The organism is Roseovarius ramblicola, from assembly GCF_042430665.1.
GTDB classification, from domain to species: Bacteria; Pseudomonadota; Alphaproteobacteria; order Rhodobacterales; family Rhodobacteraceae; genus Roseovarius; species Roseovarius ramblicola.
On record NZ_JBHMEC010000010.1, the window covers coordinates 92256 to 116830 of the forward strand.

General features: G+C 68.6%; 21 protein-coding genes. 15 read left to right on the forward strand and 6 right to left on the reverse strand.

The features are described 5' to 3' along the window. The first annotated feature begins 130 nt into the window (after nucleotides 1-130). From ACFFU4_RS06810 to ACFFU4_RS06825, 4 genes are all read left to right on the forward strand, one after another. Nucleotides 131-3877, forward strand: a complete 3747-nt coding sequence (locus ACFFU4_RS06810) for a Hint domain-containing protein (RefSeq protein WP_377068393.1) — start codon at nucleotides 131-133, stop codon at nucleotides 3875-3877. A gap of 187 nt (nucleotides 3878-4064) precedes the next feature. Further along, entirely contained in the window at nucleotides 4065-5441 is a 1377-nt protein-coding gene (locus ACFFU4_RS06815) for a DUF2927 domain-containing protein (RefSeq protein ID WP_377068395.1), read from the forward strand. Between the two features lie 3 nt (nucleotides 5442-5444). After that, complete coding sequence (locus ACFFU4_RS06820) at nucleotides 5445-5612, forward strand: hypothetical protein (protein ID WP_377068397.1); 168 nt, start codon at nucleotides 5445-5447, stop codon at nucleotides 5610-5612. 7 nt (nucleotides 5613-5619) lie between these two features. Next, a complete protein-coding gene (locus ACFFU4_RS06825; RefSeq protein WP_377068399.1) occupies nucleotides 5620-6804 on the forward strand; it encodes a vWA domain-containing protein in 1185 nt (394 codons plus the stop codon). Nucleotides 6805-7092: 288 nt separating this feature from the next. Here the strand turns inward: ACFFU4_RS06825 and ACFFU4_RS06830 are convergent, their stop codons facing one another. The 5 genes from ACFFU4_RS06830 to ACFFU4_RS06850 all read right to left on the reverse strand — a co-directional run bounded on the left by ACFFU4_RS06830 (nucleotide 7093) and on the right by ACFFU4_RS06850 (nucleotide 12670). Beyond that, complete coding sequence (locus ACFFU4_RS06830; protein ID WP_377068401.1) at nucleotides 7093-7638, reverse strand: RSP_2648 family PIN domain-containing protein; 546 nt, start codon at nucleotides 7636-7638, stop codon at nucleotides 7093-7095. Next, nucleotides 7635-8831, reverse strand: a complete 1197-nt coding sequence (locus tag ACFFU4_RS06835; protein ID WP_377068403.1) for an RSP_2647 family RNA methyltransferase — start codon at nucleotides 8829-8831, stop codon at nucleotides 7635-7637. Before ACFFU4_RS06835 ends, ACFFU4_RS06830 begins: the two co-directional genes overlap by 4 nt. Before the next feature lie 37 nt (nucleotides 8832-8868). Further along, on the reverse strand, nucleotides 8869-9504 hold the full coding sequence (locus ACFFU4_RS06840; RefSeq protein WP_377068405.1) for a DUF6778 family protein: 636 nt from the start codon (nucleotides 9502-9504) through the stop codon (nucleotides 8869-8871). A gap of 101 nt (nucleotides 9505-9605) precedes the next feature. Then, nucleotides 9606-9878: a hypothetical protein gene (locus ACFFU4_RS06845; protein WP_377068407.1), complete on the reverse strand. Its 273-nt coding sequence runs from the start codon at nucleotides 9876-9878 to the stop codon at nucleotides 9606-9608. Continuing rightward, nucleotides 9875-12670 (reverse strand): [protein-PII] uridylyltransferase family protein, encoded by a 2796-nt coding sequence (locus ACFFU4_RS06850; RefSeq protein WP_377068409.1) that lies wholly within the window; start codon nucleotides 12668-12670, stop codon nucleotides 9875-9877. Before ACFFU4_RS06850 ends, ACFFU4_RS06845 begins: the two co-directional genes overlap by 4 nt. A gap of 92 nt (nucleotides 12671-12762) precedes the next feature. Between ACFFU4_RS06850 and ACFFU4_RS06855 the strand changes: the two genes are divergently transcribed. From ACFFU4_RS06855 to ACFFU4_RS06865, 3 genes are all read left to right on the forward strand, one after another. Then, a complete protein-coding gene (locus ACFFU4_RS06855; protein ID WP_377068411.1) occupies nucleotides 12763-13230 on the forward strand; it encodes a YbaK/EbsC family protein in 468 nt (155 codons plus the stop codon). A gap of 45 nt (nucleotides 13231-13275) precedes the next feature. Next, complete coding sequence (locus ACFFU4_RS06860; protein WP_377068413.1) at nucleotides 13276-13722, forward strand: RDD family protein; 447 nt, start codon at nucleotides 13276-13278, stop codon at nucleotides 13720-13722. Between the two features lie 74 nt (nucleotides 13723-13796). Then, nucleotides 13797-14624 carry an arginyltransferase gene (locus tag ACFFU4_RS06865; RefSeq protein WP_377068415.1) on the forward strand — a complete coding sequence of 276 codons (828 nt, stop codon included), beginning with the start codon at nucleotides 13797-13799 and terminating at the stop codon, nucleotides 14622-14624. A 22-nt stretch (nucleotides 14625-14646) separates the two neighbouring features. Here ACFFU4_RS06865 and ACFFU4_RS06870 read toward each other — a convergent pair whose 3' ends face one another. Next, nucleotides 14647-15414, reverse strand: coding sequence for a protein-disulfide reductase DsbD domain-containing protein (locus tag ACFFU4_RS06870; protein ID WP_377068417.1), 768 nt, complete (start codon nucleotides 15412-15414; stop codon nucleotides 14647-14649). A gap of 171 nt (nucleotides 15415-15585) precedes the next feature. Between ACFFU4_RS06870 and ACFFU4_RS06875 the strand changes: the two genes are divergently transcribed. The 8 genes from ACFFU4_RS06875 (at nucleotide 15586) to ACFFU4_RS06910 (ending at nucleotide 24551) form a co-directional block, all read left to right on the forward strand. Next, the gene (locus ACFFU4_RS06875; protein WP_377068419.1) at nucleotides 15586-16170 is read left to right on the forward strand and encodes a YqgE/AlgH family protein; all 585 of its coding nucleotides are present in this window, start codon (nucleotides 15586-15588) and stop codon (nucleotides 16168-16170) included. Between the two features lie 49 nt (nucleotides 16171-16219). Beyond that, a complete protein-coding gene (locus ACFFU4_RS06880; protein WP_377068421.1) occupies nucleotides 16220-17974 on the forward strand; it encodes a sensor histidine kinase in 1755 nt (584 codons plus the stop codon). After that, a complete protein-coding gene (locus ACFFU4_RS06885; RefSeq protein ID WP_377068423.1) occupies nucleotides 17971-19200 on the forward strand; it encodes a sigma-54-dependent transcriptional regulator in 1230 nt (409 codons plus the stop codon). Before ACFFU4_RS06880 ends, ACFFU4_RS06885 begins: the two co-directional genes overlap by 4 nt. 252 nt (nucleotides 19201-19452) lie before the next feature. After that, complete coding sequence (locus ACFFU4_RS06890; RefSeq protein ID WP_377068425.1) at nucleotides 19453-20454, forward strand: DctP family TRAP transporter solute-binding subunit; 1002 nt, start codon at nucleotides 19453-19455, stop codon at nucleotides 20452-20454. Nucleotides 20455-20546: 92 nt separating this feature from the next. Next, on the forward strand, nucleotides 20547-21212 hold the full coding sequence (locus ACFFU4_RS06895; RefSeq protein WP_377068427.1) for a TRAP transporter small permease: 666 nt from the start codon (nucleotides 20547-20549) through the stop codon (nucleotides 21210-21212). Then, on the forward strand, nucleotides 21212-22588 hold the full coding sequence (locus ACFFU4_RS06900) for a TRAP transporter large permease (RefSeq protein ID WP_377068429.1): 1377 nt from the start codon (nucleotides 21212-21214) through the stop codon (nucleotides 22586-22588). The genes ACFFU4_RS06895 and ACFFU4_RS06900 overlap by 1 nt, the downstream gene beginning before the upstream one ends. Before the next feature lie 193 nt (nucleotides 22589-22781). Then, a complete protein-coding gene (locus tag ACFFU4_RS06905; RefSeq protein WP_377068431.1) occupies nucleotides 22782-23285 on the forward strand; it encodes a flavin reductase family protein in 504 nt (167 codons plus the stop codon). A gap of 48 nt (nucleotides 23286-23333) precedes the next feature. After that, on the forward strand, nucleotides 23334-24551 hold the full coding sequence (locus ACFFU4_RS06910; protein ID WP_377068433.1) for an MFS transporter: 1218 nt from the start codon (nucleotides 23334-23336) through the stop codon (nucleotides 24549-24551). Nucleotides 24552-24575: the final 24 nt, after the last annotated feature.

Below are 24575 nucleotides of genomic sequence, written 5' to 3' on the forward strand. Positions count from 1 at the left end.
GCTATCTCCTCCACATTCGCGGGTTCGACGGTCGTCTTGTTCCTGCGACGTCATGAACAGTTCGGGGCAGGTGCGTTGAACGACGGAACATATGGTCGCCCCGGCCGTTCCCGAGAAGTGGAGAAGACAAATGGCCGTCATCACGATCACCTCTGCGGGTACGTATACGGTAAATGCGGGCGATACGTTCATTATCGGCCCTGGCGTCGAGGGCGATGTCAGGTTCGAAGCCGCGGATGGCGCGTCCTCGCCAGTCGATTTCAATATCGAACTGAACGACAGCCCGACCCACGACAAGGACATCAAGATAGACATCAAGGGGCACAACGACCTCCACCCCAATATCTCGATCGCCGACGGCTACATCGGCCATGAGACCGAATTCGATCTCAAGGATGCCTCCGGTTCCGCGATCACCACTGGTGACGATGTGATCATCGGCAAGCTCGAAGCGTCCGAGGACGGTCGTGACGTGACCATGATCGGCACGCTGGACCGCGACGAGCTCGAAAAGCTCGAAAAGCTGGAATTCGACGGCAATGGCGGCCACGACAACGTCATCCCGACCGACGGGATCAGCCTCGATCTGGGATGGATGACCGATGCGGAACGCGCGGCGTTCGAACAGGAAGTGCTCGATGCAGGCTACGTGGCCGACGGCTCAGGCGGCTTTTTCGCGCCCGACCCGGATGGCGACGGCAAGAGCGATGTCGGTCATATCGACTTCAAGATGGATCTCGATGGCGACGGGTCCGACGACTTCGAGTTGAAACTGCACCACTACGAGCAGATCGGCATCACCTCGGGCAGCGGCGTGCCAGTGGGCATCGACGGCATCGTCGATGGCGACAACACCGCCAACGAGATCGACCTCGCCTATACCGGCGATCCCGAAGACGACCGGATCGACAACAACGATGCGCCCGACGGCTCCGATGATGACGTGGTCGATGCCGGCGGCGGCGACGATACCGTGCGCTCGGGCGAGGGCAACGACATCGTCTATGGCGGGTCCGGCAACGACTCGGTCGATGGCGAGGCGGGCGACGATGTCATCTTCGGCGATTCCAAAGCGCCGGACGGCACCTTCGATGGCGGCGCGGTCGTGCGCGAGAGCTTCGAGTGGGACAAGGCACCGGCATCGGGAGACGACGATGACGACTCGGGCGATGGCGTCGTGGACAATGGCGACCCGCTCTCCGACTTCACGCAGAACACCGGCAATGTCGACGTCAGCTTCCGGGTGACCAGCGAGTCGTCCCCGGCGATCAGCCACACGTTCTCGGATCAAACGCAGTTCGTCGGCGGCATCGACAGCGGCGACGAATCGATCGACGACGAGAGCGGCCTGCTCAGCGATCTGTCCGGCACGAGCAACGGGCAAACCGGCTATGAGCTCGGCTTTTCGGCACCGGTGGAGGATGTCGATTTCCGCATCAACGACATCGACGGGTCGGGCACGGTCACGGTGCGCGCCTTTGACGCGGATGACAACGAGATCGCCGTCACCCTGACGCCCGGCAGCGAACTGGACACGGTCGACGCCAACACCGTGACCACCGCGGATGTCGGCACATTCGACGACACCGACGAGCCGGATTTCTCCGTGCACGTCCAGATCGACGGGCCGGTCTCGCGGATCGAGATCGACCACAGCGAAGGCAGCGCCAATTCCGGCATCTGGGTCTCCGACGTGTATTTCGACGCGCCGCTCGCGGATACCGGAGGGGCGGGCGACGACACCCTGCTCGGCGGCGACGGCGACGACGCGATCTTCGGCGAGGGCGGCGATGACTCGCTGATCGGCGGGGCGGACGACGATTCCATCGACGGCGGAAGCGGGAATGACACCATCTCGGGCGATGCCGCGGTGGGCCCGGTGCGGATCACCATCGACCAGACCAGTGCCGGTTTCACGAACGAGGTGTTCGCCTACACGATCGACCGCGAAACCGGCGAGATCAGCAACATCCGCACGCTGACCGCAAACGCCACGGACTCGGTCGGCGAGACCTTTACCTACAGCGCCGCGCCCGGCGCCGAGGTGGGCGTCGGGATCGTCAGCCCCGAGGGCACGTTCCTCTCCTCGGGCTACGGCGACAATGTCGGGCTCAACAGCGACGGGCTGGTGCATACCTCCGGCATCGCGCAGGGCGGCGACGGCGAGGTCACGCTGGGATTCGAGGACCGGGCCGGTCTGGGCGACGGGGACTTCAACGATGTCGTGGTCACGGTCGATCCCGGCAGCTCGGGCACCGGTTTCGACAACGCCCATTTCGAGGCCGTATCGGACCTGCCCGAAACCGCCGAAGACGGCGACGACGTGATCGACGGCGGCACCGGCGACGACCTGATCCACGGTCTCGGCGGCGATGACGACATCACCGGCGGCAACGGCGGCGACACCATCTTCGGCGGCAGCGGCAGCGACACCGTGGATGGCGGCGCGGGCGGTGACTTCATCGACACCGGCACGCCCCTGTCCGGCGCGCCGCTGCCCGATCTCGGCTTTCCGGGGCTGTTTCCGCCGGACCCGACCCCCGACGACGACCGCGATCTCGTGTCCGGCGGTGATGGCAACGACACCATCCTCACCGGTGATGACGCCGACACCATCGACGGCGGCGCGGGCGCGGATTCCATCAACGCCGGGATCGACGCGGACGCGGTCGCGGGCGGCGCGGGCGATGACACGATCATCGGCGGCGAAGGCTCCGACACCATCGAGGGCAATGACGGCGACGACCTGATCTACGGCGGGCTCGACCCGTCCTTCCCCGACAGTCTCAACATCCCCGATGACAACCCGTCCGGCCCCGATGATCCGGTGCCCGACAATGGCCGCGACCTGATCTTCGGCGGCGACGGCAACGACACCATCTTCGGCCAGGATGACGACGACACCATCCACGGCGGCGACGGTGCCGATTCGATCGACGCGGGCATCGACGATGACGAGGTGTTCGGCGGCGCGGATGCCGACACGATCCAGGGCGGTGACGGCAATGACACGATCACCGGCGGGGCCGGGGCCGACAGCCTGTCCGGCGGCGATGACCGCGACACGTTCATCGTCGGATCGGTCGCGGATGCGGATGGCGATATCGTCGATGGCGGCAGCGGCGGCGATGATTTCGACACGCTGGACCTCAGCGGCCTCGGGCCGTTCGTGACGGTGGGCGAGACCACCGACCCGGATGGCAATTCCACCAGCGGCACGATCAATTTCCTCGACAGCCCGGGCGGCAGCGTCACCGGCACGCTGAGCTATTCCGAGATCGAGAACATCGTCCCCTGCTTCACCCCCGGCACGCGGATCGCGACACCGCGCGGCGAGGTGGCGGTCGAGGATCTGCGCACGGGCGATCGCGTCATCACCCGCGACAACGGCTTGCAGGAAATCCGCTGGACGGGCGCGCGGGTGCTGGGCACGGCGGACCTGATCGCCGCGCCCCACCTGCGGCCCGTGCTGATCCGCGCCGGTGCGCTTGGCCGCGGCCTGCCCGAGCGCGACATGACGGTCAGCCCGCAGCACCGCCTGCTGCTCACCTCCGAGCGCGCCGCGCTCTATTTCGGCGAGCGCGAGGTGTTGGCGGCGGCGCGGCACCTCACCGGCATGGAGGGCATCGACGAGATCCGCGCCACCGGCACCACCTATATCCACTTCATGTGCGACCGCCACGAGGTGGTGCTCTCCGACGGGGCCTGGACCGAGAGCTTCCAGCCCGGCGAGCAGGTGCTCGACGCGATGGGCGACGCCACGCGCGAGGAAATCTTCACCCTGTTCCCCGAACTGCGGGAGAGCGCGGGCATCGAGGCCTACCAGGCCGCGCGCCGCTCGCTCAAGCGCCACGAGGCCCGGCTGCTGGTGGAGTGACGGCCCGCGGCACCCCCGCGCCCTCGCCGGATCGGGAAACACGGGTGCCGGGCGGTGCGCTTGAACCGCGCCGGGGCCTGTGCCACAGTAAAACCTCGGCGGTTCCATGTCCGCAACAGGAAGTGCGGCGATTTCCCTGTCTCATCGACTGTGGGCGACCACCGGGGATTTTCAATTCGAGAGAGCCATGCGCCGAGCCGTCCTGCCCTTCTGCCTGATCCTCGGTGCCTGCGCCCCGGCTGCCCGCCAGCCGGACACCGCCTCGCGCGCGGCCCCCCCGCACGAGAGCACACTGCCCCCGATGAAGGCGTTTTCGGCCCCCAGCCCGTTGCCGCCGCAACGCGCCAACCGCGATATCATGCGCGATTTCGTCGATCTCGCGTTCCAGATGGAATCGGGGCGCGCGCTCGAGCGGTTCTCGCGCTTCGAGGGGCCCATCTCGGTGCGCGTGACCGGCGATGCGCCCGCCACGCTGATGGCCGATCTCGACCGCGTCATCCAACGGCTGCGCAGCGAGGCCAGGATCGACATCCGCCGCGTCGGCGGCGGCATCGGCGCGGCCAACATCACCATCGAGGCGGTGAGCCGCGACGACATCCGCCGCAACCTGCCGAGCGCGGCGTGTTTCGTCGTGCCCAACGTGGACAGCCTCGCCGGATACCGCCGCGCCCGCGGCACCCGCACCACCGACTGGACGCGCATCACCCGGCGCGAGAAGATCGCGGTCTTCGTGCCCAACGATGCCAGCCCGCAGGAAACCCGCGATTGCCTGCACGAGGAACTGGCGCAGGCGCTCGGGCCGCTCAACGACCTCTACCGGCTGTCGGACAGCGTGTTCAACGACGACAACGTGCATGCCGTGCTCACCGGCTTCGACATGCTGATCCTGCGGGCCTATTATGCACCCGAGTTGCGCGCCGGCATGACGCGGCGCGAGGTGGAACGACGCCTGCCCGCGATCCTCAGCCGCCTCAACCCCGCGGGCGACCGGATCGCGCCGCGCTTTGCCGGGCCGACGCCGCGCGCCTGGATCGAGGCGATCCAGACCGCGCTCGGCCCCGGCACGCGCGCCTCCCGGCGCCGCGCCGCCGCGCGCGACGCCATGCGAATCGCGCGGGCGGAGGGCTGGACCGACCACCGCCGCGCCTTCAGCCATTTCGCGCTCGGCCGTCTCGCGCAGGTCGAGGACCCGGCCTTCGCCCGCGCGCAGTTCATGATGGCCGACCGCTTCTACCGCACGGTGCCCGGCACCGGGCTGCACCGCGCCTACGTGGCCGCGCAGCTTGCCAGCCACGCCATCGCCCTCGGCGATGGTGCGGCGGCGCTCGGGGTGCTGGAACCGCAAGTCGCCGTGGCCGAACGGTTCGAGAACGCCGCGCTCGTCGCCACGCTCAAGATGCTCCGCGCCGAGGCGCTCGAACTCGAGAACCGCGTGGCCGAGGCGCAGGCCGTGAGGCTGGACAGTCTGGGCTGGGCGCGCTACGGCTACGGCGCGGATCGGGCCGTACAGGCCAGGCTCCGCGAAGTGGGGGCGCTCAGCCCTCTCAGGGGACCGGACGGATAGGCGATGATCGTCATTATCGGCGCGATACTTGGGGCAGCGGGCGGCGGCGTGCTGGCATGGCGGCGCAAGGGCAAGCTGGCCGACATCCTGCTCTATGCCTTTGTCTATGGCCTGATCTTCGCGCTTGCCGGGCTGTTCCTCACGCTGATCCTGCACCGCGCCTCGGTGTGAGGCGGCGATGTTCCTGCCCTTCTTCGAAACCCTCAGGGCGGGCGGCGTGCCGGTCAGCTTGCGCGAATACCTGACCTTTCTCGAGGCGGTGCGCGCGGGGCTCGTCACCTACGATATCGAAGGTTTCTACTACCTAGCCCGCAGCGCGATGTTGAAGGACGAGCGCCACATAGACCGCTTCGACCGCGCCTTCGCCAGCAGCTTTTCGGGGCTGGAAAATATCAGCACCGACGCGGTGCTCGACGCCGTGGACCTGCCCGCCGACTGGCTGGAAAAGATGGCCGAAAAGCACCTCAGCGCCGAGGAAAAGGCCGAAATCGAGGCGCTCGGCGGTTTCGACAAGCTGATGGAGACACTCAGGGAGCGGCTCGACGAGCAGCAGGGCCGCCATCAGGGCGGCTCAAAATGGATCGGCACCGCGGGCACCTCGCCCTTCGGGGCCTATGGCTACAACCCCGAGGGCGTGCGCATCGGCCAGGACGAAAGCCGCCACCGCCGCGCCGTCAAGGTCTGGGACAAGCGCGAATTCCGCAATCTCGACGACAGCGTCGAATTGGGCACCCGCAACATCAAGGTGGCGCTGAAACGCCTGCGGCAATGGGCGCGCGACGGGGCACAGGAAGAGCTTGACCTCGACGGCACCATCCGCTCCACCGCCGAGCATGGCTATCTCGACGTCAGGACGCGGCCCGAGCGGCGCAATGCCGTCAAGGTGCTGCTGTTTCTCGACGTGGGCGGCTCGATGGACCCGCATATCAGGGTGGTGGAAGAACTGTTCTCGGCCGCGCGCGCCGAGTTCAAGCATCTCGAATACTACTATTTCCACAACTGCCTCTACGAGGGTGTGTGGCGCGACAACGCCCGGCGCTGGAACGCGCAGACCCCGACATGGGAGGTGCTCAACACCTACGGGCCGGATTACAAGTGCATCTTCGTGGGCGATGCCAGCATGTCGCCCTACGAGATCGCCTATCCGGGCGGGGCGAACGAGCACTGGAACGCCGAAGCGGGGCAGGTCTGGCTCGACCGCGCCCGCACGCAATGGCCCGACCACCTGTGGATCAACCCGGTGCCCCGCCGCGAATGGGACTATACCCATTCCATCGGCATGATCCGCGAGATCTTCGACGACCGGATGGTGCCGATGACGCTCGAAGGGCTGGACGCGGGGATGAAGGCGCTGGTGCGCTGAGGGCGGGATTGGGCATGTTCTGGGGTTGGGGTGGTTCTGGCCTTGAGGGGACATTGGGTGAGCCGCGCGAGGGCCCGACCGCGGGTGGGCGTTCCAACGATGAAACGGCGCGCTTTATGGTGCCATATACTCCCGCGTTATCAATAACTTGAGGCGTATAAAAGCGCGCGCCCGGGGGGCGGGTCATGCCGGAGGCATGCCTCTGGCATGACCGCTCGCGCGGCGGCGTGCAAGCACGCCTTGATTCCGCGCGGGGTGGGTGGCGAACGTCCCCTCCAGGCCACCCCCTCACCCCTTCGACAACGCCTTGGCCAGTCGCGGCAGCCGCGCCTTCTTCAGCAGCGGGCGCATCTCCCAATCCCCCTGCGACAGGTGCCGCGCCTTGGCCAGAACACCACCCGCCACCTCCGCCACCAGCCCCGGCTGTGCCGTCCAGATGCCGTGCAGGAACCCATCCGGATCGGCCCGCCACAGCCCCTCCTCAGCCAGCACGCCACGCGGGAAATCGCGGGCGTTGAGCGTCAGGATACCGTCCGCCGACCCGGCGATCGCGGCGGCCAGAACGTGGGTGTCGGCCGGATCGGGCAGCCACAGCCGCGCCTCCAGCGACGGCTTCCAGGCGACACTTGCCTCCGGCCAGCGCGCCGCCATCAGCGCCGCCTCGCCCGCCGCCTGCGCCTGCGCATCGGCGCCCAGTTTCGCCGCCGCGTGCAGCCATTCGCCGATGATACGCTCCGACCAGAGCGGCGCGAACGCCCCCGCCCAGGCCACGCCGAGGATCATCTCGCGCATCACCGTGGGATAGATCACGCAGGTATCCAGAAGCACCCTCACAGCCGGTAGAACAGCGCCTTGAGATAGCCGCTCTCGGCCAGATTCGGGTGCTGCGGATGGTCCGGCCCGGCAAAGCCGGTGTGGATCAGCGCGCCCTCGCGCCCCGCCCGCCCGATGCCGCGCGTGCAGGCGGTGCGGAACCGCCCCAGATCGGCGGCGTGCGAGCACGAGCACAGGCCCAGATAGCCGCCCGGCACCACCAGCCCGGCGGCCAGCCGCGCCACCCTCTCATAGGCGCGCAGCCCCTTGTCCAGCGCCTGCTTCGTCGGCGCAAAGGCGGGCGGGTCGCAGATCACCAGGTCGAATTGCGCGCCCTCCCCGGCCAGCGCCTCCATCACCGCGAACGCATCGCCCCGCCGCGCCTCGAACCGCGCTGCCACGCCCGTCCGCTCCGCCCCCGCGCGCGCCAGATCGAGCGCCGGGGCCGAGCCGTCCACCGCCAGCGCCCGCGCCGCGCCCCCCGCCAGCGCGGCAAGTGCGAATCCGCCGACATGCGAAAACACGTCAAGCACCCGCGCGCCATCCGCCAGCCGCGCGGCAAAGGCGTGGTTGGGCCGCTGGTCATAGAATATCCCGGTCTTCTGCCCGCCGGTCAGATCGGCCATGTATGTGGCCCCGTTCATCGGCACCGGCACCGGGGCGTCAGGTGCCTGCCCCGCCAGAACGGCGCTGCCCTCATCCAGCCCCTCCAGCACCCGCGCCCGCCCCGAGGCGTTCTTGAGCACGCAGGTCACGCCGGTCACCTCCTGCACCGCCTGCCCGATCTCCGGCAGCAGCACCTCGGCCCAGGCGGCGTTGGGCTGGATCACCGCGATCTCGCCGAACCGGTCGATCACCACGCCCGGCAGGCCATCGGCCTCGGCATGGACAAGCCGGTAGAAGGGCGCATCGAACAGCCGTGCGCGCATCTCGTGGGCGCGCGCCAGCCGCGCCGCGATCCACGCGCCGTCGATCCGCGCGCCGGCGTCGCGATCCAGCACCCGCGCCATGATCCGCGAGGCGGGGTTGACGGCCACGAGGCCCAGCGGCGCGCGCGCCTCATCCTCCAGCACCGCGATGCTGCCGGGCGGCAGCGCGCGGGTGCGCCGGTCGGTGACGATCTCGTTGTCGAAGATCCACGGCGCGCCGTGCCGGATGGCGCGGGCATTGGCCTTGGGGCGCAGGCGGATCATGGGATAAGGGGGCGCTGTCATGCCGCCCCCTTAAGCCGTTTCGCGTGGCCCGGAAAGATCAGAGTTGGTTGAGCACGCCGATCAGGCCCGTCGCCTGCACGCGATAGCCGTGCTCGGGTCCCAGCTCGTCGCGGATGACGCGGGCCAGGTGATCGGTGATGCGCACCTTTTGCGTGAGGCCCCGCCGTTCGGCCGCGATCGCCTTCTGCCCGCCGAACGCCTTGAAATCCGCCTTGACGAATTTCGGTTCGGTGAGCGCCGCGCCGGTTCCGGGATCGCGCAGCGTGTAGGTGAACTGGATCGCGTGCACCCCGCCGACGGTATAGCGCGCCTTCTCGCTCAGCGCGTGAAACTTCGACAGCTCGACGTCGAGCACCACCGCCTCCGCGCCTTCGGGCAGCGCGTCCACGCCCCGTTCGAACCCGTCTTCGAGGATCGCCGCCACCTGCGCGTGGCGGTCGCCGGGCGGGTCCTCGCGCCAGACGATATCGCCGCCGGGCAGGTAGCGGTTGGCCTCCGACACCCGCAGGCTGCGCGGTACGGTCACGCGCACGTCCCTTACGTCGAACGGCACCGCGGCGGGTTGCAGCGCGAATGCCTCGAGCGGGGCGTTTCTCGTGGCGGTCTCGACGCTGGCGCAGGCCGAAAGGCCGAGGCCAAGCATCAGTGCGGCGGCAAGTCCGACAAGGCGCATGATCGTCTCCGTGTCCAAAACCTCTTTGACGGCCCTTGGTTTGCCCTCCGATTACGGCCAATCTTGGACAAATGCGGCGTATTTCGGGGGCACGGACGCGCTCAGTCCCGCTTGCGCCCGCGCCATCCGCCACGGCGGCGCGGGCGCTCTGCCTGTGCGAGCCCCGCGCGCAGAACCGACGTCATCGGATGGTCGGGCGAGTCCGCCGCGTAACGCTCCACCAACGCTTCGAGGGCCGCGCCCACCTCCTGCCCGTCGGGCAGCGACAGCGCCCAGTCGAGAAAGATCGACCGGCATTCGCCCTCACCGATCCCGTCGATCCGGTATGCCTCGCGGATGAGGCCCTTGGGATCGAGCGCATCGCCGCGGCTCATCCCCGGCCCTCCGCGCCCGTGCCAAGCGCCGCGTCGATCACGCGCGCTGCCTCGTCGCATGTCCGTTCAAGCCGATGCGCGAGCATCTCCACGCTCTCCTCCCCGGTTTCGCGCAGCACGAAGGCCGCCCCCGCGCGGCCGATCCGCTCTGGATCGAGCGGGCCGTCGCCGAACAGACGCGCCGCCATCTGCAAGGCCGAGCAAAGCCCATAAGCAGCCTCGAGCGCTGCGCCGCCCGCGGCATCCAGCCACCCGGAAGCGACAGCCCCGCGCAGCCCCGAGACCGCATCGCGCGCGCCCTGCGCCGCCAGCAGGTTGCCCGCCTGCGCCACCAGTTCCAGATCCAGCAATCGTCCCGGCCCCAGCTTGACATCCCACGCGCCTTCGGGCGGCTTGGCCCCGGCCACACGCGCGCGCATCCCGGCCACCGCCTGCCGCACCGGATCGCACGCGGCCTTGTCGGAAATGAGCGCGGTGCGGAACGCCTCGATATCCTCCGCCAGCCCCGCCTCGCCCGCGATCACCCGCGCCCGCGTCAGCGCCAGGTGCTCCCATGTCCAGGCCTCGTCGGCCTGATAGCTTCGGAAACTCGGCCAGCTTGTCGCCACCGGCCCCTGGTTGCCCGACGGACGCAGGCGCATGTCCACCTCGTAGAGCCGCCCCTCTGCCATCGGCGCGGTCAGCGCGGTGATGAGCGCCTGCGTCAGCCGCGCATAATAGGGCCTCACGGAGAGAGGGCGCTTGCCGTCCGAGCCCTCGGCATCGCCCGCATCGTAGATCACGATCAGATCGAGGTCCGACCGCGCGTGCAGCCGCCCCGCGCCCAGCGAGCCCATGCCGATCACCGCCGCGCCGCGCCCCGGCGGGGCCCCGTGCCGCCGGGCGAACTGCGCCACCACGCGGGGCCAGAGCGCACCGATCACGGCGCCGGCAAGATCGGCATACTGCCTGCCCGCATCGCCCGCCTCGACCAGACCGCGCAGGTGATGCACCCCTACGCGGAAATGCCATTCCTTGTGCCAGCGCCGGGCGAGGTCGAGCGCGCGCTCGTAATCCGGCTCGGCCTCCAGCCGCTCGGCCAGCGCCGCTTCCAGCGCCGCGCGCCCTGGCCACGGCGCAAAGAAGTCGCCGGCGATCACCGCGTCGAACACGCCCGCGTTGCGCGACAGGTATTGCGCCAGCGACGGCGCCGTGCCGACGATATCCACCAGCAGGTCGATAAGCTGCGGATTGGCCTCGAACAGCGCGAACACCTGCACCCCGGCGGGCAGCCCCCGCAGGAATCCGTCGAACGCCAGCAGCGCCTCCTCGGGGTTTGCGGCGCGGGCGAGACGGGCGAGGATCTCCGGGCGCAGCCGCGCGAAAATCTGCTGCGCGCGCTCGGACCGCAGCGCCGGGTAGCCATGCCAGCGCGCGATCACCTCCTCGTCGAACGCCGTCTCCGGCACATCCGCCGCGTCACCGCCCGGCGCCTCCTGCCGAAAGAACCCCTCGATCAGGTCATCCACCGTCGCCACACGGCGCGCGATCTCGTCCCGCAACTCCTCGGTCTCGCGCCCCATGAAGGCGGCAAGCCGGTCGAATTCGGCGGCCGAATTGGGCAGCAGGTGGGTCTGCGCGTCGCGCAGCATCTGCACGCGGTGCTCCAGCTCCCGGTGAAAGCGGTAATTCCCGGTGAGCGTCTCCGCCGCCTCCTGCGGCACCCAGCCCTTCCTGGCCAGCCGCGCCAGCCCCTCGACCGTGCCGCGCACCCGCAACTCCGGGTCACGCCCGCCGGCGATAAGCTGCCGGGTCTGCGTGAAGAACTCGATCTCGCGGATGCCGCCGCGCCCCAGCTTGACGTTGTGACCCTCTAGGCAGAACGCGCCGCCCAGCCCCTTGTGCGCGCGAATCGCCAGCCGCATGTTGTGCGCGTCCTCGATCGCCGCGAAATCCAGGTGCTTGCGCCAGACAAAGGGCCTGAGCGTGGCAATGAACCGCGCCCCGGCCTCCGCGTCGCCCGCGCAGGGCCGCGCCTTGATCCAGGCCGCGCGCTCCCATGTGCGTCCGAGGCTCTCGTAATAGGTCTCCGCCGCCGCCATCGCCATGCAGACGGGCGTGACGCCGGGATCGGGGCGCAGCCGCAGATCGGTGCGAAAGACATAGCCCTCTGCGGTGCGGTCGTTGAGCATGGCCGACATCCTGCGCGTGGCGCGCACGAGGCTGGCGCGCGCCTCGTGGAAATCGTCGCGGTCAAAGCGGGTCTCGTCGAACAGGCAGATGAGGTCGATATCCGAACTGTAATTGAGCTCGCGCGCGCCCATCTTGCCCATCGCGAACACGACCATGCCCGCGCCGGTGGCGATGTCCGCCTCGTTCATCCCGGGCAGCTTGCCGCGCCGGGCCTCCGCGCCGAGGGCGGCGCGCAGCGCCAGGTCGCAGGCAAGATCGGCGAAATCGGTGAGGTGCCCGGTCACCTCGTCCAGCGACCACGCACCGCCCAGATCCGCCAGCCCGGTCAGCAGCGCCACCCGCCGCTTGGCGCGGCGCAGGTCCGGGCCAAGCCGGTCGGGGGCGGTCTCGCGAAGCTCGTGATGGATCGCCTCCAGCGCCGCCTCGGGGGCGTCCACCGCGCCGGTCAGCCACGCGCCCTCGGCCTCCACCAGCGATTTCAGGAACGGGCTGCACCCCGCCGCCCCGGAAACCAGATCCGCCACCGCGCCGCTCAGGTCCGGCGCGTGGCGCAGCGCCTCGGCCCCCTCGTCGGGGGCGTAGGGGCGCGGGCAGCGGCTGAGGCGATCTGCGAGGGTCATGCGCGCGAGTGATACAGGCGCGGCGGGTCTGGTCAATGGGCGGGCGGCGTGAAACACTGACGCTATACCGACGCTATACCGACAGGATACAGATGAGCAAAAGTGTCGCCCGAGTGCGCCGCGCCCTTTCGGCGGCGGGGCTGGACATCGCGCCGGTCGAGACCGGCAATGCCACCACCGCGCAGATGGCTGCGGACCTCGTGGGCTGCGACGTCGCGCAGATCGCCAAGTCGATCATGTTCCGCGACGAGGCCGGCGGCGCGGCGATCCTGTTTGTCACCTCCGGGGTCATGCAGGTCGATCCCGCCGCCGCCAGCGCCGTGGCGGGCGTGCCCCTTGGCCGCGCCGACGCCGCGCTCATCCGCGCGCAGACCGGCTTTGCCATCGGCGGCGTGTCGCCCGTGGGCCACCTGACACCGCCGCGCGCCTTCTTCGATCCGCACTTGCTGACATTCGAACAGGTCTGGGCGGCGGCGGGCACGCCGCGCCACCTGTTCGCCATCGCGCCCCGGAAACTCCTGGAGATTTCCGGCGCGCAGGCCGCGGATTTCACCGCCTGACCCCTTGCAATCGACGGCCCCATCGCCAAGCTATAGCGCATCATGATGCACGATACATGGGCTCTGCCCGACCCCGACACACAGCCCGAATTCTACGCCGATGTCCCGGCCAAGCGGCTTTTGGCGTTCGTCGTAGACACCCTCGTGATCGTCGTGCTGAGCCTTCTGGTGGTGCCCTTCACCGCCTTTACCGGGCTTTTTTTCTTCCCGCTCCTGATGGCGGTGATCGGGTTTGCCTACCGCGTCGTGACCATCGCACGCGGCTCGGCCACCTGGGGGATGCGCCTCGCCGCCATCGAATTCCGCACCGCCGATGGCCGCCGCTTCGATCTCGGTCTCGCCGTCGCGCACACGCTGGGGCTCACGATCTCCTTTGCGCTGCCGCTGTTGCAGGTGGCCTCGATCGTGCTGATGCTGACACGCCCGCGCGGAGAGGGGCTGAGCGATCTGGTCCTCGGCACCGTCGCCCTCAACCGCCGCGCCGCCATGTGACAGCGCGGTGACGTTCCGCTTGGCGGAGCCGGGTTTCGTTGTTAACGTCGGGTTGAATACAATTGGACACCCGCATGCGACACACGCTTCCCATAGCGCCCCAATTCTATGTGACGGCACCGCAGCCCTGCCCTTATCTGCCGGGCCGGATGGAACGAAAGCTCTTCACCGCGCTCCAGGGCGAAGGGGCGCAGCGGCTCAATGACGGGCTGTCCAAGCAGGGCTTTCGCCGGTCGCAGAACGTGCTCTACCGCCCGTCCTGCGCCGATTGCGCGGCGTGCCTGTCGGCGCGGATCGACGTGGCGGATTTCACGCCCTCGCGCACGCAGCGGCGCGTCGCGCGGCGCAACGCCCACCTGGAACGGCAGATCGCCTCGCCCTGGGCCACAGAGGAGCAATACGCCCTCTTCCGCCGCTATCTCGAGAGCCGCCACGCCAGCGGCGGCATGGCCGACATGGACACGTTCGAATTCGCGGCGATGATCGAGGAGACGCCGATCCGCACCCGGGTGGTGGAATATATCGACCCCGAGACCGGCGCGCTCGTGGCCACCAGCCTCACCGACATCCTCGATGACGGGGTCAGTATGGTCTATTCGTTCTTCGAACCGGACATGCCCAGGGCATCGCTCGGGACCCACCTGATCCTCGACCATGTCGAGATCGCGCGCGAGAGCGGGCTGCCCTATGTCTACCTGGGATACTGGGTGCCGGGCAGCGACAAGATGGGCTACAAGGCCGGGTTCTCGGCGCTGGAGGTCTACGCGGGCGACCGCTGGCAGCGCGTGCGCGACCCGGATGCCTTCCGCGCCCGTGCGCACCCGCTGGTCAACGACCCGATCGCCGAGCAGGTGGCCAACATCTCGCTGCCCGATACCGGGACGGTGCGCCGCCGGGGCTGATCCGCGCGGGCACGGCCCGGGCTCAGCGCCCGGTACAGCCGCGGATATCGACGGCGTCGCCGGTGCTCAGCACGGTAAAGCGCAGCGCGCTGCGGTCGAGCACGAAGCCGCGCCCGTCGATATGGTGGATCTCCGTGCGGGCCCGTATGCGCCCCCCCTCGCGGCGCATCTCGGGCTGCGCCACCCATAGCTCCGGGTCGCCGCTCTCGACGATGACCATCTCCTGCGCGCCCATCTGCGCCACCTCGATCTCGACGGCGAGGGACATCCCGCCGCCCGCGACCGGCGCGACGCGGCAGTCCACGTCGCCAACGCCGGCCTCGGCGGCGGTGTAGGGCCGCGCCGCCAGCGCCGCCGCGATCCGGGGATCGAGCTCACCGCCGCTGCGCGGCAGGTCGAGGCGCACCCGGGTCTCCACCGGCACGCAGATATTGCTGCACACCCCGATCTCGAGTTCGGCGGCAAGCGTGACGGGCCGGTTTGCCTGCTCAGGCGTGATGCGCACCGGCAGGATGAGATCATGCACATAGCCGATGGTCCGCAGCCCGTTGGTGGTGGTCTGCTGCGGGGTGGGCCAGAGCACGTCGACCTTGCCGAGATTACGCGACCCGCGCCAGTCGAAGCGCGGCGGAATCCCCGCCTCGCCCGGTGCACGCCAGTAGGTCTTCCACCCCGGGGCCAGCTCGAAGCGCAGCGCCGCCATGTGCGAGCCGTCCGCCATGCGCCATCCCGGCAGGATGCTGACCGCGACCATGTCCTGCAATGCGCGCGCCTGGACTGGCGTGGTCAAAGGCGCGGCAAATGACATCGCGAGAATGAGGAGCGGAAGGAGATATCGTGCGAACATGGCGCTGACATGGGCCATTTCGCGCCGGATGCCAACTCACAAACAGGCGAGAATTCCTGCACGCGCGTCAACACACCGCTTGCACAGCCCGGCCCGCCTCCCCATTCTCATGGCATGAGTTCCCCCGACCCGTCCCCCGCGCCGGTCGATCTGACCGGCAAGATTCTCATCGCGATGCCCGGCATGGGCGATCCACGCTTTGCCCACGCGGTCGTCTACCTCTGCGCCCACAGCGCCGAGGGCGCGATGGGCCTGATCGTCAACAAGCCCGCGCAGGATTTGCGGATGCGCGACCTGCTGGACCACCTGTCGATCGAGCCCGGGCCCGACATGCCCGACATGCCGGTACATTTCGGCGGCCCGGTCGAGCATGGCCGCGGCTTCGTACTGCACGATGACGGCTACAGCTCGGACATCGCGACACTCAACGTGGCGCAGGGATTCGGCATGACTGCGACGCTCGACATTCTCGAGGACCTGGCGCAGGGCCGTGGGCCGAGCCGCGCGATCCTGGCGCTGGGCTATGCCGGATGGGGCCCCGATCAGCTCGAGTCGGAGCTGGCCGCGAACGGCTGGCTGACCTGCGAGGCCGATGCCGACCTCGTCTTCAGCAGCGAGGACACCGGCAAATGGGAGGGCGCGCTGGCCCGCCTCGGCATCTCGTCGCTGACGCTTTCGTCGGATGCCGGGCACGCCTGAGACGCCCGGCACTGGCCATCGGCGCGGATGGCAGGGTAGACTGTGCACCATGCTGCGCTCCGCCCCCCGTTTTCTTCTCGTTATCCCGTTCCTGCTGGTATCGACGGCGGTCACCGGGACGGTCTGGCACTATGGCCACCGGCAGGCGCTCGACGATCTCGCTCAACGCGGCGAGGCCGATCTTTCGCTGGTGGTGAGCGGGCTGGTGGCCGACCTTCAGCGCTACCGCGACCAGGTGGTGACGCTGGCCGATCATCCGACGCTGGTCACCCTTACCGGGCCGTCCGGGCCGCGCGCCCGCGCCCGCGCCGAGCGCCTGCTCACCGCCGCCGCCGACCGCACCGGGGCGGCGGCTCTCTATTACACCGACACCTCGGGCCGCGTGCTGGCGGGTACCGATGCGCCGGGCCGGACCTTCACCGGCACGGCGGTGTTCGGGCGCGCGATGGACGGCGCGCTCGGCACCGCACGCGCCACCGCGCCCGCGCTTGGCGGTCGGGTGTTCGAATTCGCCGCGCCGACCTTCGGCCCCGATGGCCGCGTCTCCGGCGCGGTGATCTCGGTCGCGGCGGCAGAGCGGATGGAATTCGGCTGGCGCGGCATGAGTACGGCGGTGTTCCTCGTCGATGACGCGGGCACGGTGTTCCTGTCCAACCGCTCGGAGCTGCTGGGTTGGCGCAAGGCATCGGCGCGGTCGCAGCTCGTCCCGCCGGGCGGCCCGCCCATCCCTCTGGAGCAAGCCGCGGGCGGACCGCACGAGATATGGCATATCGACCTCGGCAGCTACCTGCCGCGGCAGGCGCTGCGCGTGGCGCAGGACGTGCCGCGCATCGGCATGACCGGCGCGGCGCTCGTCGATACCGCCCCCGCCCGCCGCCTGGCCACGCTTCAGGCAGGTGCGGTGGCGGGCTTGTTTCTGTTCTTCGGGATGCTGCTGCTGCTGGCGCAGGAGCGCCGCCGCGCGCTGGCCGCTGCCAATGCCGATCTCGAGCGCCGCGTGGCCGAGCGTACCGAGACGCTCAGCCGCACCAACCGCGAGCTCCAGCGCGAGATCGGCGAACGGCAAGAGGCCGAGGCCGCCCTTCGCCACGCACAGGCCGAGCTGGTGCAGGCCGGCAAGCTCAGCGCGCTGGGCAAGATGAGCGCGGGCATCAGCCATGAGCTCAACCAGCCGCTCATGGCGATCCGTCAGTTCACAAGCAACGCCGCCGCCTTCATGCGCCGCGACGCCCCCGACCGCGCCGCCGAGAACCTCGCGCGTATCGACGAGATGGCCCACCGCATGAGCCGCATCATCCGCAACCTGCGCGCCTTCGTGCGCAACGAAAACGAACCGATGGGCCGCGTCGATATCTGCGCCGTGGTCGAGGCCGCGCTGGAAATGACGACCGAGCGGCTGCGCCGCGACAACATTGCCGTCGACTGGACGCCCCCGTCGCAGGCGGTTTTCGTCCACGGCGGCGAAGTGCGGCTGGGGCAGGTGCTGGTCAACCTCATGACCAACGCCGCCGACGCCATGCGCGAGAGCCCCGAACGCCGCATCGCAATCTCGCTGGAGGATGGTGCGCACGTACGGCTGCGCCTGCGCGACACCGGCCCCGGCATCGAGGAGCCCGACAAGATATTCGACCCGTTCTACACCACCAAGGACGTGGGCGGCGAGGGCATGGGGCTGGGCCTGTCGATCTCCTACGGCCTTGTCCAGAGCTTCGGCGGGCGCATCACCGGGGCCAACACCGGGAGCGGTGCGGAATTCATCATCGAGCTCGACCCGTGGCGCGACGAGACGGAGAACGCGGCATGACGCGCGAGGTGCTGGTGGTGGACGACGACCGCCCGGTGCGCGAGGCGCTGGCGCAGACGCTGGAGCTGGCCGAATGCACGGTGCGCGTCACCGGTTCCTTCATCGAGGCCAAGGACCATATCGCCACCGGGTTTCCCGGCGTGATCCTGTCGGATATCCGGATGCCGGGGCGCGACGGGTTTCACCTGCTCGACCACGCTCACGGGATCGACCCCGAGCTGCCGGTGATCCTGCTGACCGGCGAGGGCGACATCCCGATGGCCGTCAAGGCGATGGGTGCGGGCGCCTTCGACTTTCTTGAAAAGCCGTGCGCGCCGGATCAGCTCGTCGCGGTGATCGACCGCGCGCTCAACACCCGCCGCCTCGTGCTGGAGAACCGCCGCCTCAAGGCGCAGCTCGAGACGGGCGACCCGGCGGCCCGGATGATCTTCGGCACCTCCGAACTGGCCGAGGCGCTGCGCCACACCGTGCGACAGGCGGCGCGCGCGGGCACCGAGGTGCTGGTCACCGGCCCGCCCGGTGCGGGCGTGTCCAAGGTGGCCGAGGTCATCCACCTCATGTCGCCCGGCGCGGGCGGGCCGTTCGTCAAGCGCGCGGCGGCCGGGCTCGGCCCCGACACGCTCGGGACCGCCTGGGCGCAGGCCGCGGGCGGCACCCTGTTTCTCGACGAGGTGATGACGCTGCCCACCGAGAGCCAATACGCCCTTCTCGACCGGCTCGACCCCGGCGGCGAGGCGCGGCTCGTCGCGGGCAGCACCGCAGATCTGGCACAGGCCGCAGCCGAGGGACGGTTCAACGCCGATCTCTATTACCGGCTCGAAGTGCTGCGCGTGCGTATCCCGGCGCTGTCGGAGCGGCCCGAGGATATCCCCGTGCTGTTCCGCCACTACGTCGCACAGGCCGCCGAGCAGGCGGGACTCGCGGTGCCGGAAATCGGCCCCGATCACCTTGCCGCACTGATGGCACAGGACTGGCCGGGCAATGCCCGCTCGCTCATGTCTGCGGCGATGCGTTTCGTGCTGGGGATGCCCGACAGCAGCGCCGCGGTGGCCGAGCTGGGCCTCACGGAACAGTTGGCACGCGTCGAGCGCTCCTTGCTGATCGCCGCGCTGGGGCGGCAGAACGGCCGCGCGGCGCAGGCCGCAGAGGCGCTAAAGCTGCCGCGCAAGACATTCTACGACAAGCTGGCGCGCTACGGGATTCGCCCCGAGGACTACCGCCGCTGACCGCCCGGCTCAACTGTGCGAGAATCCGCACAATGGCCTGTCATCCCGTGCGGAAACCCGCACAAGCCATGCTGCAAGCGCAAGCCCGCCATGCAATTATCGGGCGTAACAATCTGAACACGCGACAAAAACGGGCACCGCGCCCGGAAACTGCACAAAGCCTTGAGCGCCGCCTCCGTTTCTCCCACCATATGCGCACCGCGCCGCAACGGCGCTGTGAAAGACCACCGAATTCATGGGAGGAGACCCGAGATGAAATTCCTGACCGCTGCCGTGTCGGCACTGGCCCTGACCGCGGGCGCGACCACCGCGATGGCCGCCTGCGACGACGGCGAGATCGTCGTCAAGTTCAGCCACGTGACCAACACCGACAAGCACCCCAAGGGCATCGCCGCCTCGCTGCTCGAAAAGCGCGTGAACGAGGAGATGGACGGCACCATGTGCATGGAGGTGTTCCCCAACTCCACGCTGTACAACGACAACAAGGTGCTCGAGGCGATGCTTCAGGGCGACGTGCAACTCGCTGCGCCGAGCCTCTCGAAATTCGAGAAGTTCACCAAGAAATTCCGCCTCTTCGACCTTCCCTTCATGTTCAAGGACATCAACGCCGTGGACGCGTTCCAGGCATCTGACAACGGTCAGGCGCTGCTCGATTCCATGCAGCGCCGTGGCCTGCAGGGGCTGGCCTACTGGCACAACGGCATGAAGCAGATGTCGGCCAACGTGCCGCTGATCGAGCCGTCGGATGCCGAGGGCCTCAAGTTCCGCGTGCAATCCTCGGACGTGCTCGTGGCACAGATGGAGGCGATCGGCGGCAGCCCGCAGAAGATGGCCTTTTCCGAGGTCTACGGCGCGCTGCAGCAGGGCGTCGTGGACGGACAGGAGAACACCTGGTCCAACATCTACGGCAAGAAGTTCTTCGAGGTGCAGGACGGCATCACCGAGACCAATCACGGCATCATCGACTACCTTGTGGTGACCAATATCGATTGGCTCAACGGCCTTGATGCGGATGTGCGCGAGCAGTTCCTCACGATCCTTGACGAGGTGACGACCACGCGCAACAGCGAGTCCGCCAAGGTCAATCAGGAGGCCAAGCAGGCGATCATCGACGCCGGCGGCGAGGTGCGGCAGCTCACGACCGAGCAGCGCGCCAAGTGGGTCGAGACGATGAAGCCGGTCTGGGAACAGTTCAAGGGTGATGTCGGCGAGGAGAACATCGACGCGGCCCAGGCGATCAACGCCAGCATGTAAGCATGCATGCTGCGCCTGAGCGCAGCCTGCCGGGGCGGGCCGACAGCGATTGGCCCGCCCTTTTTGCAAGCACTCCCGGGGAGGAGGGGAAAATGCAGACCCGTCACAGCATGATGGACCGGCTCGAGGAGACGCTGATCGCCGCCCTTCTCGGCCTGATGACGATGGTGACCTTCGCCAATGTCGTCGCACGCTACCTGTTCAACTCGAATATCCTATGGGCGCTGGAACTGACCGTGTTCATGTTCGGCTGGCTGGTCCTTCTCGGCGCATCCTACGCGGTCAAGAAAAACGCCCATCTCGGGGTGGACGTGGTGATAAACCTCGTCTCGGCGCCGGTGCGCCGTATGCTCGCGCTCGTCTCGGTGTCCCTGTGCCTGATATTCTCGCTGCTGCTGCTCAAGGGGGCGTGGGATTACTGGTCGGTGTTTGCCGAATTGCCGCCCACCACCGGGCGCGTGTTCCCCACCGGGCTCGACTGGGGCGCGCGCGGACAGGGCTGGTACGAGGTTCAGGACATCCCCATGATCGCGCCGCTGCGCTTTCTCGAGGACATGCTCAATTACGGCGAAAGCTACGAGAAAATCCCGCGCGCCGTCCCGTATGTCGTGTTGCCGTTGTCGATGCTGCTGCTGACGCTGCGCTTCGCGCAGGCGGCGGTCGCCATCTGGCAGGGCCACAGTGACCGGCTGGTTGCCAGCCACGAGGTCGAGGATGATCTCGAGACCGTCCGCGCGCAACACGGGGGACAGGACTGATGGAAGTCGCACTTCTCTTCTTCATGGTGATCGGCCTGCTGCTGATCGGCCTGCCCATTGCCATCTCGCTGGGGCTCAGCTCGACACTGTTCCTGCTGTGGTTCTCCGATTCCTCGCTCGCCTCGGTTGCGCAGACCCTTTTTTCCGCGTTCGAGGGGCATTTCACGCTGCTTGCGATCCCGTTCTTCGTGCTGGCCTCGAGCTTCATGACGACGGGGGGCGTGGCGCAACGGATCATCCGTTTCTCCATCGCCTGTGTCGGCCACCTGCATGGCGGGCTTGCCATCGCGGGCGTGTTCGCCTGCATGTTGTTCGCCGCGCTGTCGGGCTCGTCGCCCGCGACGGTGGTGGCCATCGGCTCGATCGTCATCGCGGGGATGCGTCAGGTGGGCTATACCCGCGATTTCGCCGCCGGGGTGATCGCCAACGCGGGCACGCTCGGCATCCTCATCCCACCCTCGATCGTGATGGTGGTCTATGCCGCGGCCGTCGACGTGTCGGTGGGGCGGATGTTCCTCGCGGGCGTCATCCCGGGCCTTGTGGCCGGCGGGATGCTGATGACGACGATCTATATCATGGCGCGCCTGCGCAACATGCCCAAGGGCGAGTGGCAGGGCTGGGCCGAGATATTTGCCTCGGGGCGCGACGCGGCCTGGGGATTGTTCCTGATCGTCATCATCCTGGGCGGCATCTATGGCGGCATCTTCACGCCGACCGAGGCCGCGGCGGTGGCCGCCGTCTACGCCTTCTTCATCGCCTGCTTCGTCTACAAGGACATGGGGCCATTGGCCACCGGCGGCGACGCGCGCAACACGTCGCTGCTGCGCAAACCGCAGGCGCTGGTGACCGCGTTCTTTCACGCCGACACGCGGCGCACGCTCTTCGAGGCGGGCAAGCTGACGGTGATGCTGCTGTTCGTCATCGCCAACGCGCTGATCCTCAAGCACGTGCTGACCGACGAGCAGATCCCGCAATCCATCGCCAGCGCCATGCTCTCGGCAGGGTTCGGGCCGGTGATGTTCCTCGTCGTGGTCAACGTGATCCTTCTGATCGGCGGACAGTTCATGGAGCCGAGCGGCTTGCTGGTGATCGTGGCACCCCTGGTCTTTCCGATCGCCATCGAGCTGGGGATCGACCCCATTCACCTCGGTATCATCATGGTGGTGAACATGGAGATCGGGATGATCACGCCGCCGGTGGGGCTCAATCTCTTCGTCACCTCGGGCGTGGCGGGGATGCCGATGATGGCGGTGGTGCGCGCCGCGCTGCCCTTCCTCGCCGTGCTCTTCGTGTTCCTGATCATGGTCACCTATATTCCGTGGATATCGACATTCCTGCCCAACACCTTCATGGGGCCGGAGATCATCACGCAATAGCGACCGCCCGCCTCCCGGGACGGGACCGCGCGCGGCGGGGGCATCGCCTCCGCCGCGCGACAATTTCTGCCGGTGTGCCGCTCCGCCACTTGGCAAGCGCACGGGCCCGCGCTACCTGACGGCGACGCGACAGGGCCTTTACCGGGCCATGTTTCACCGCTACCCATTCCCGACACGCGACAGGGAGAGCCTCGTGACAGTGACCGGTGCCATCGTGGAACGCGAGGCTTTCCTTGCCGCCATGCGACAGGTCGCGGCAACCGTCACCGTGGTCACCACCGACGGCGCGGCAGGGCGCGCGGGCGCCACCGTCAGTGCCTTCACCTCGCTCTCGGCCGATCCGCCCTCGGTGCTGGTGTGCCTGCGCGCCGATAGCCGGATCGCGCAGACGGTGCTGGAAAACCGCGCCTTCTGCGTCAACGTCCTGCCCGAGGACGCGGCGGACGTCGCCCGCGCCTTTGCCGGGCCTTCGCCCGACAACCCCGCCGACCGGTTCCACGACCTCGATGTCACCGCCGGGCCGCACGGTCCGCTGTTGCCACGCGCCACGAGTTTTTCCTGCACGCTGACCGAACACGTGCTGCACAACACCCACGCCATCTGCATCGGCGCGGTCCGCGCGCTGGCGGTGGCGGGGGAAAAGCCGCTCACCTATCTCAGCGGCGATTTCCACCACGTGCGCCCGCAGCAGGGCTGAGCGCACCCCCTCTTGCGCCCGTCCCCCGGCGGGTCTAGCACTGCGTGCATGACCGACGCCGCCCTCTCCCGAGACGACAGCCGTGCCCGCCGCAACGTGATGGTGCTGGTCGGTGCGCAAGCGGTGCTTGGCGCGCAATTGCCGATGATCTTCGTGGTGGGGGGCCTGGCCGGGCAGTCGCTCGCGTCCAACCCCTGTTTCGCGACGCTGCCCATCTCGCTCATCGTGCTGGGCTCGATGCTCTCGGCCACGCCGATGGCGCATGTGATGCAGCGTTTCGGGCGGCGCCCGGGCTTCTTGCTCGGTGCACTCTTCGGCGCGATGGGAGGCGCGGTCGGCGCGTGGGGGCTCTATACCGCCTCGTTCCCGGTGTTCCTGCTGGGCAGTTTCCTCACCGGCACCTACATGTCTGCGCAGGGCTTCTACCGCTTCGCCGCCTCCGACACGGCAAGCGACGCGTTCCGCCCCAAGGCGATCTCCTACGTGATGGCCGGCGGTCTCCTGAGCGCCATCGTCGGGCCGCAACTCGTCAAGCTCACCTCCATGAGCATGGTGATCCCCTTTCTCGGCACCTATTTCGCGGTGATCGCGGTCAACCTGCTGGGGTGTCTGCTGTTCTTCCTGCTCGACATCCCCCGGCCGCCGGTCCCGGCCCATGACGCGCCGCGCGGGCGCTCGCGGATTGAGCTGCTGCGCACCCCCCGCATCGCCGTGGCGGTGATCTGCGCGACGGTGGCCTATTCGCTGATGAACCTGGTGATGACCTCGACACCGCTTGCCGTGGTGGGCTGCGGCTTTACCCCCGGCGACGCCGCCGACATCGTATCGGCGCATGTGCTGGCGATGTATATCCCGTCGTTCTTTACCGGCCACCTGATCGCGCGATTCGGGGTCGAACGGATCGTGGCGACGGGCCTCGTCATCCTCGCGGGGGCAGGGGTGGTGGCGCTCTCGGGGGTGGGACTCGAGAATTTCTTCGTCGCGCTGGTCCTGCTGGGACTGGGGTGGAATTTCGGCTTCATCGGGGCCACGGCCATGCTCGCGGGCGAGCACGAACCGCATGAGCGGGGCCGCGTGCAGGGAATGAACGACCTGATCGTGTTCGGCGGCGTGACCTTCGCCTCGCTCGCGTCGGGCGGGCTGATGAATTGCTCCGGCGGCACACCCGAGGCGGGCTGGACCGCCGTCAACGTGGCGATGGTGCCATTCCTGACGCTGGCGGGCGGCGCGCTCATCTGGCTGGCGATGCGCCCCCGCGCGGCGTAGGCGCTGGCTCCGGCGGCGCGCCTT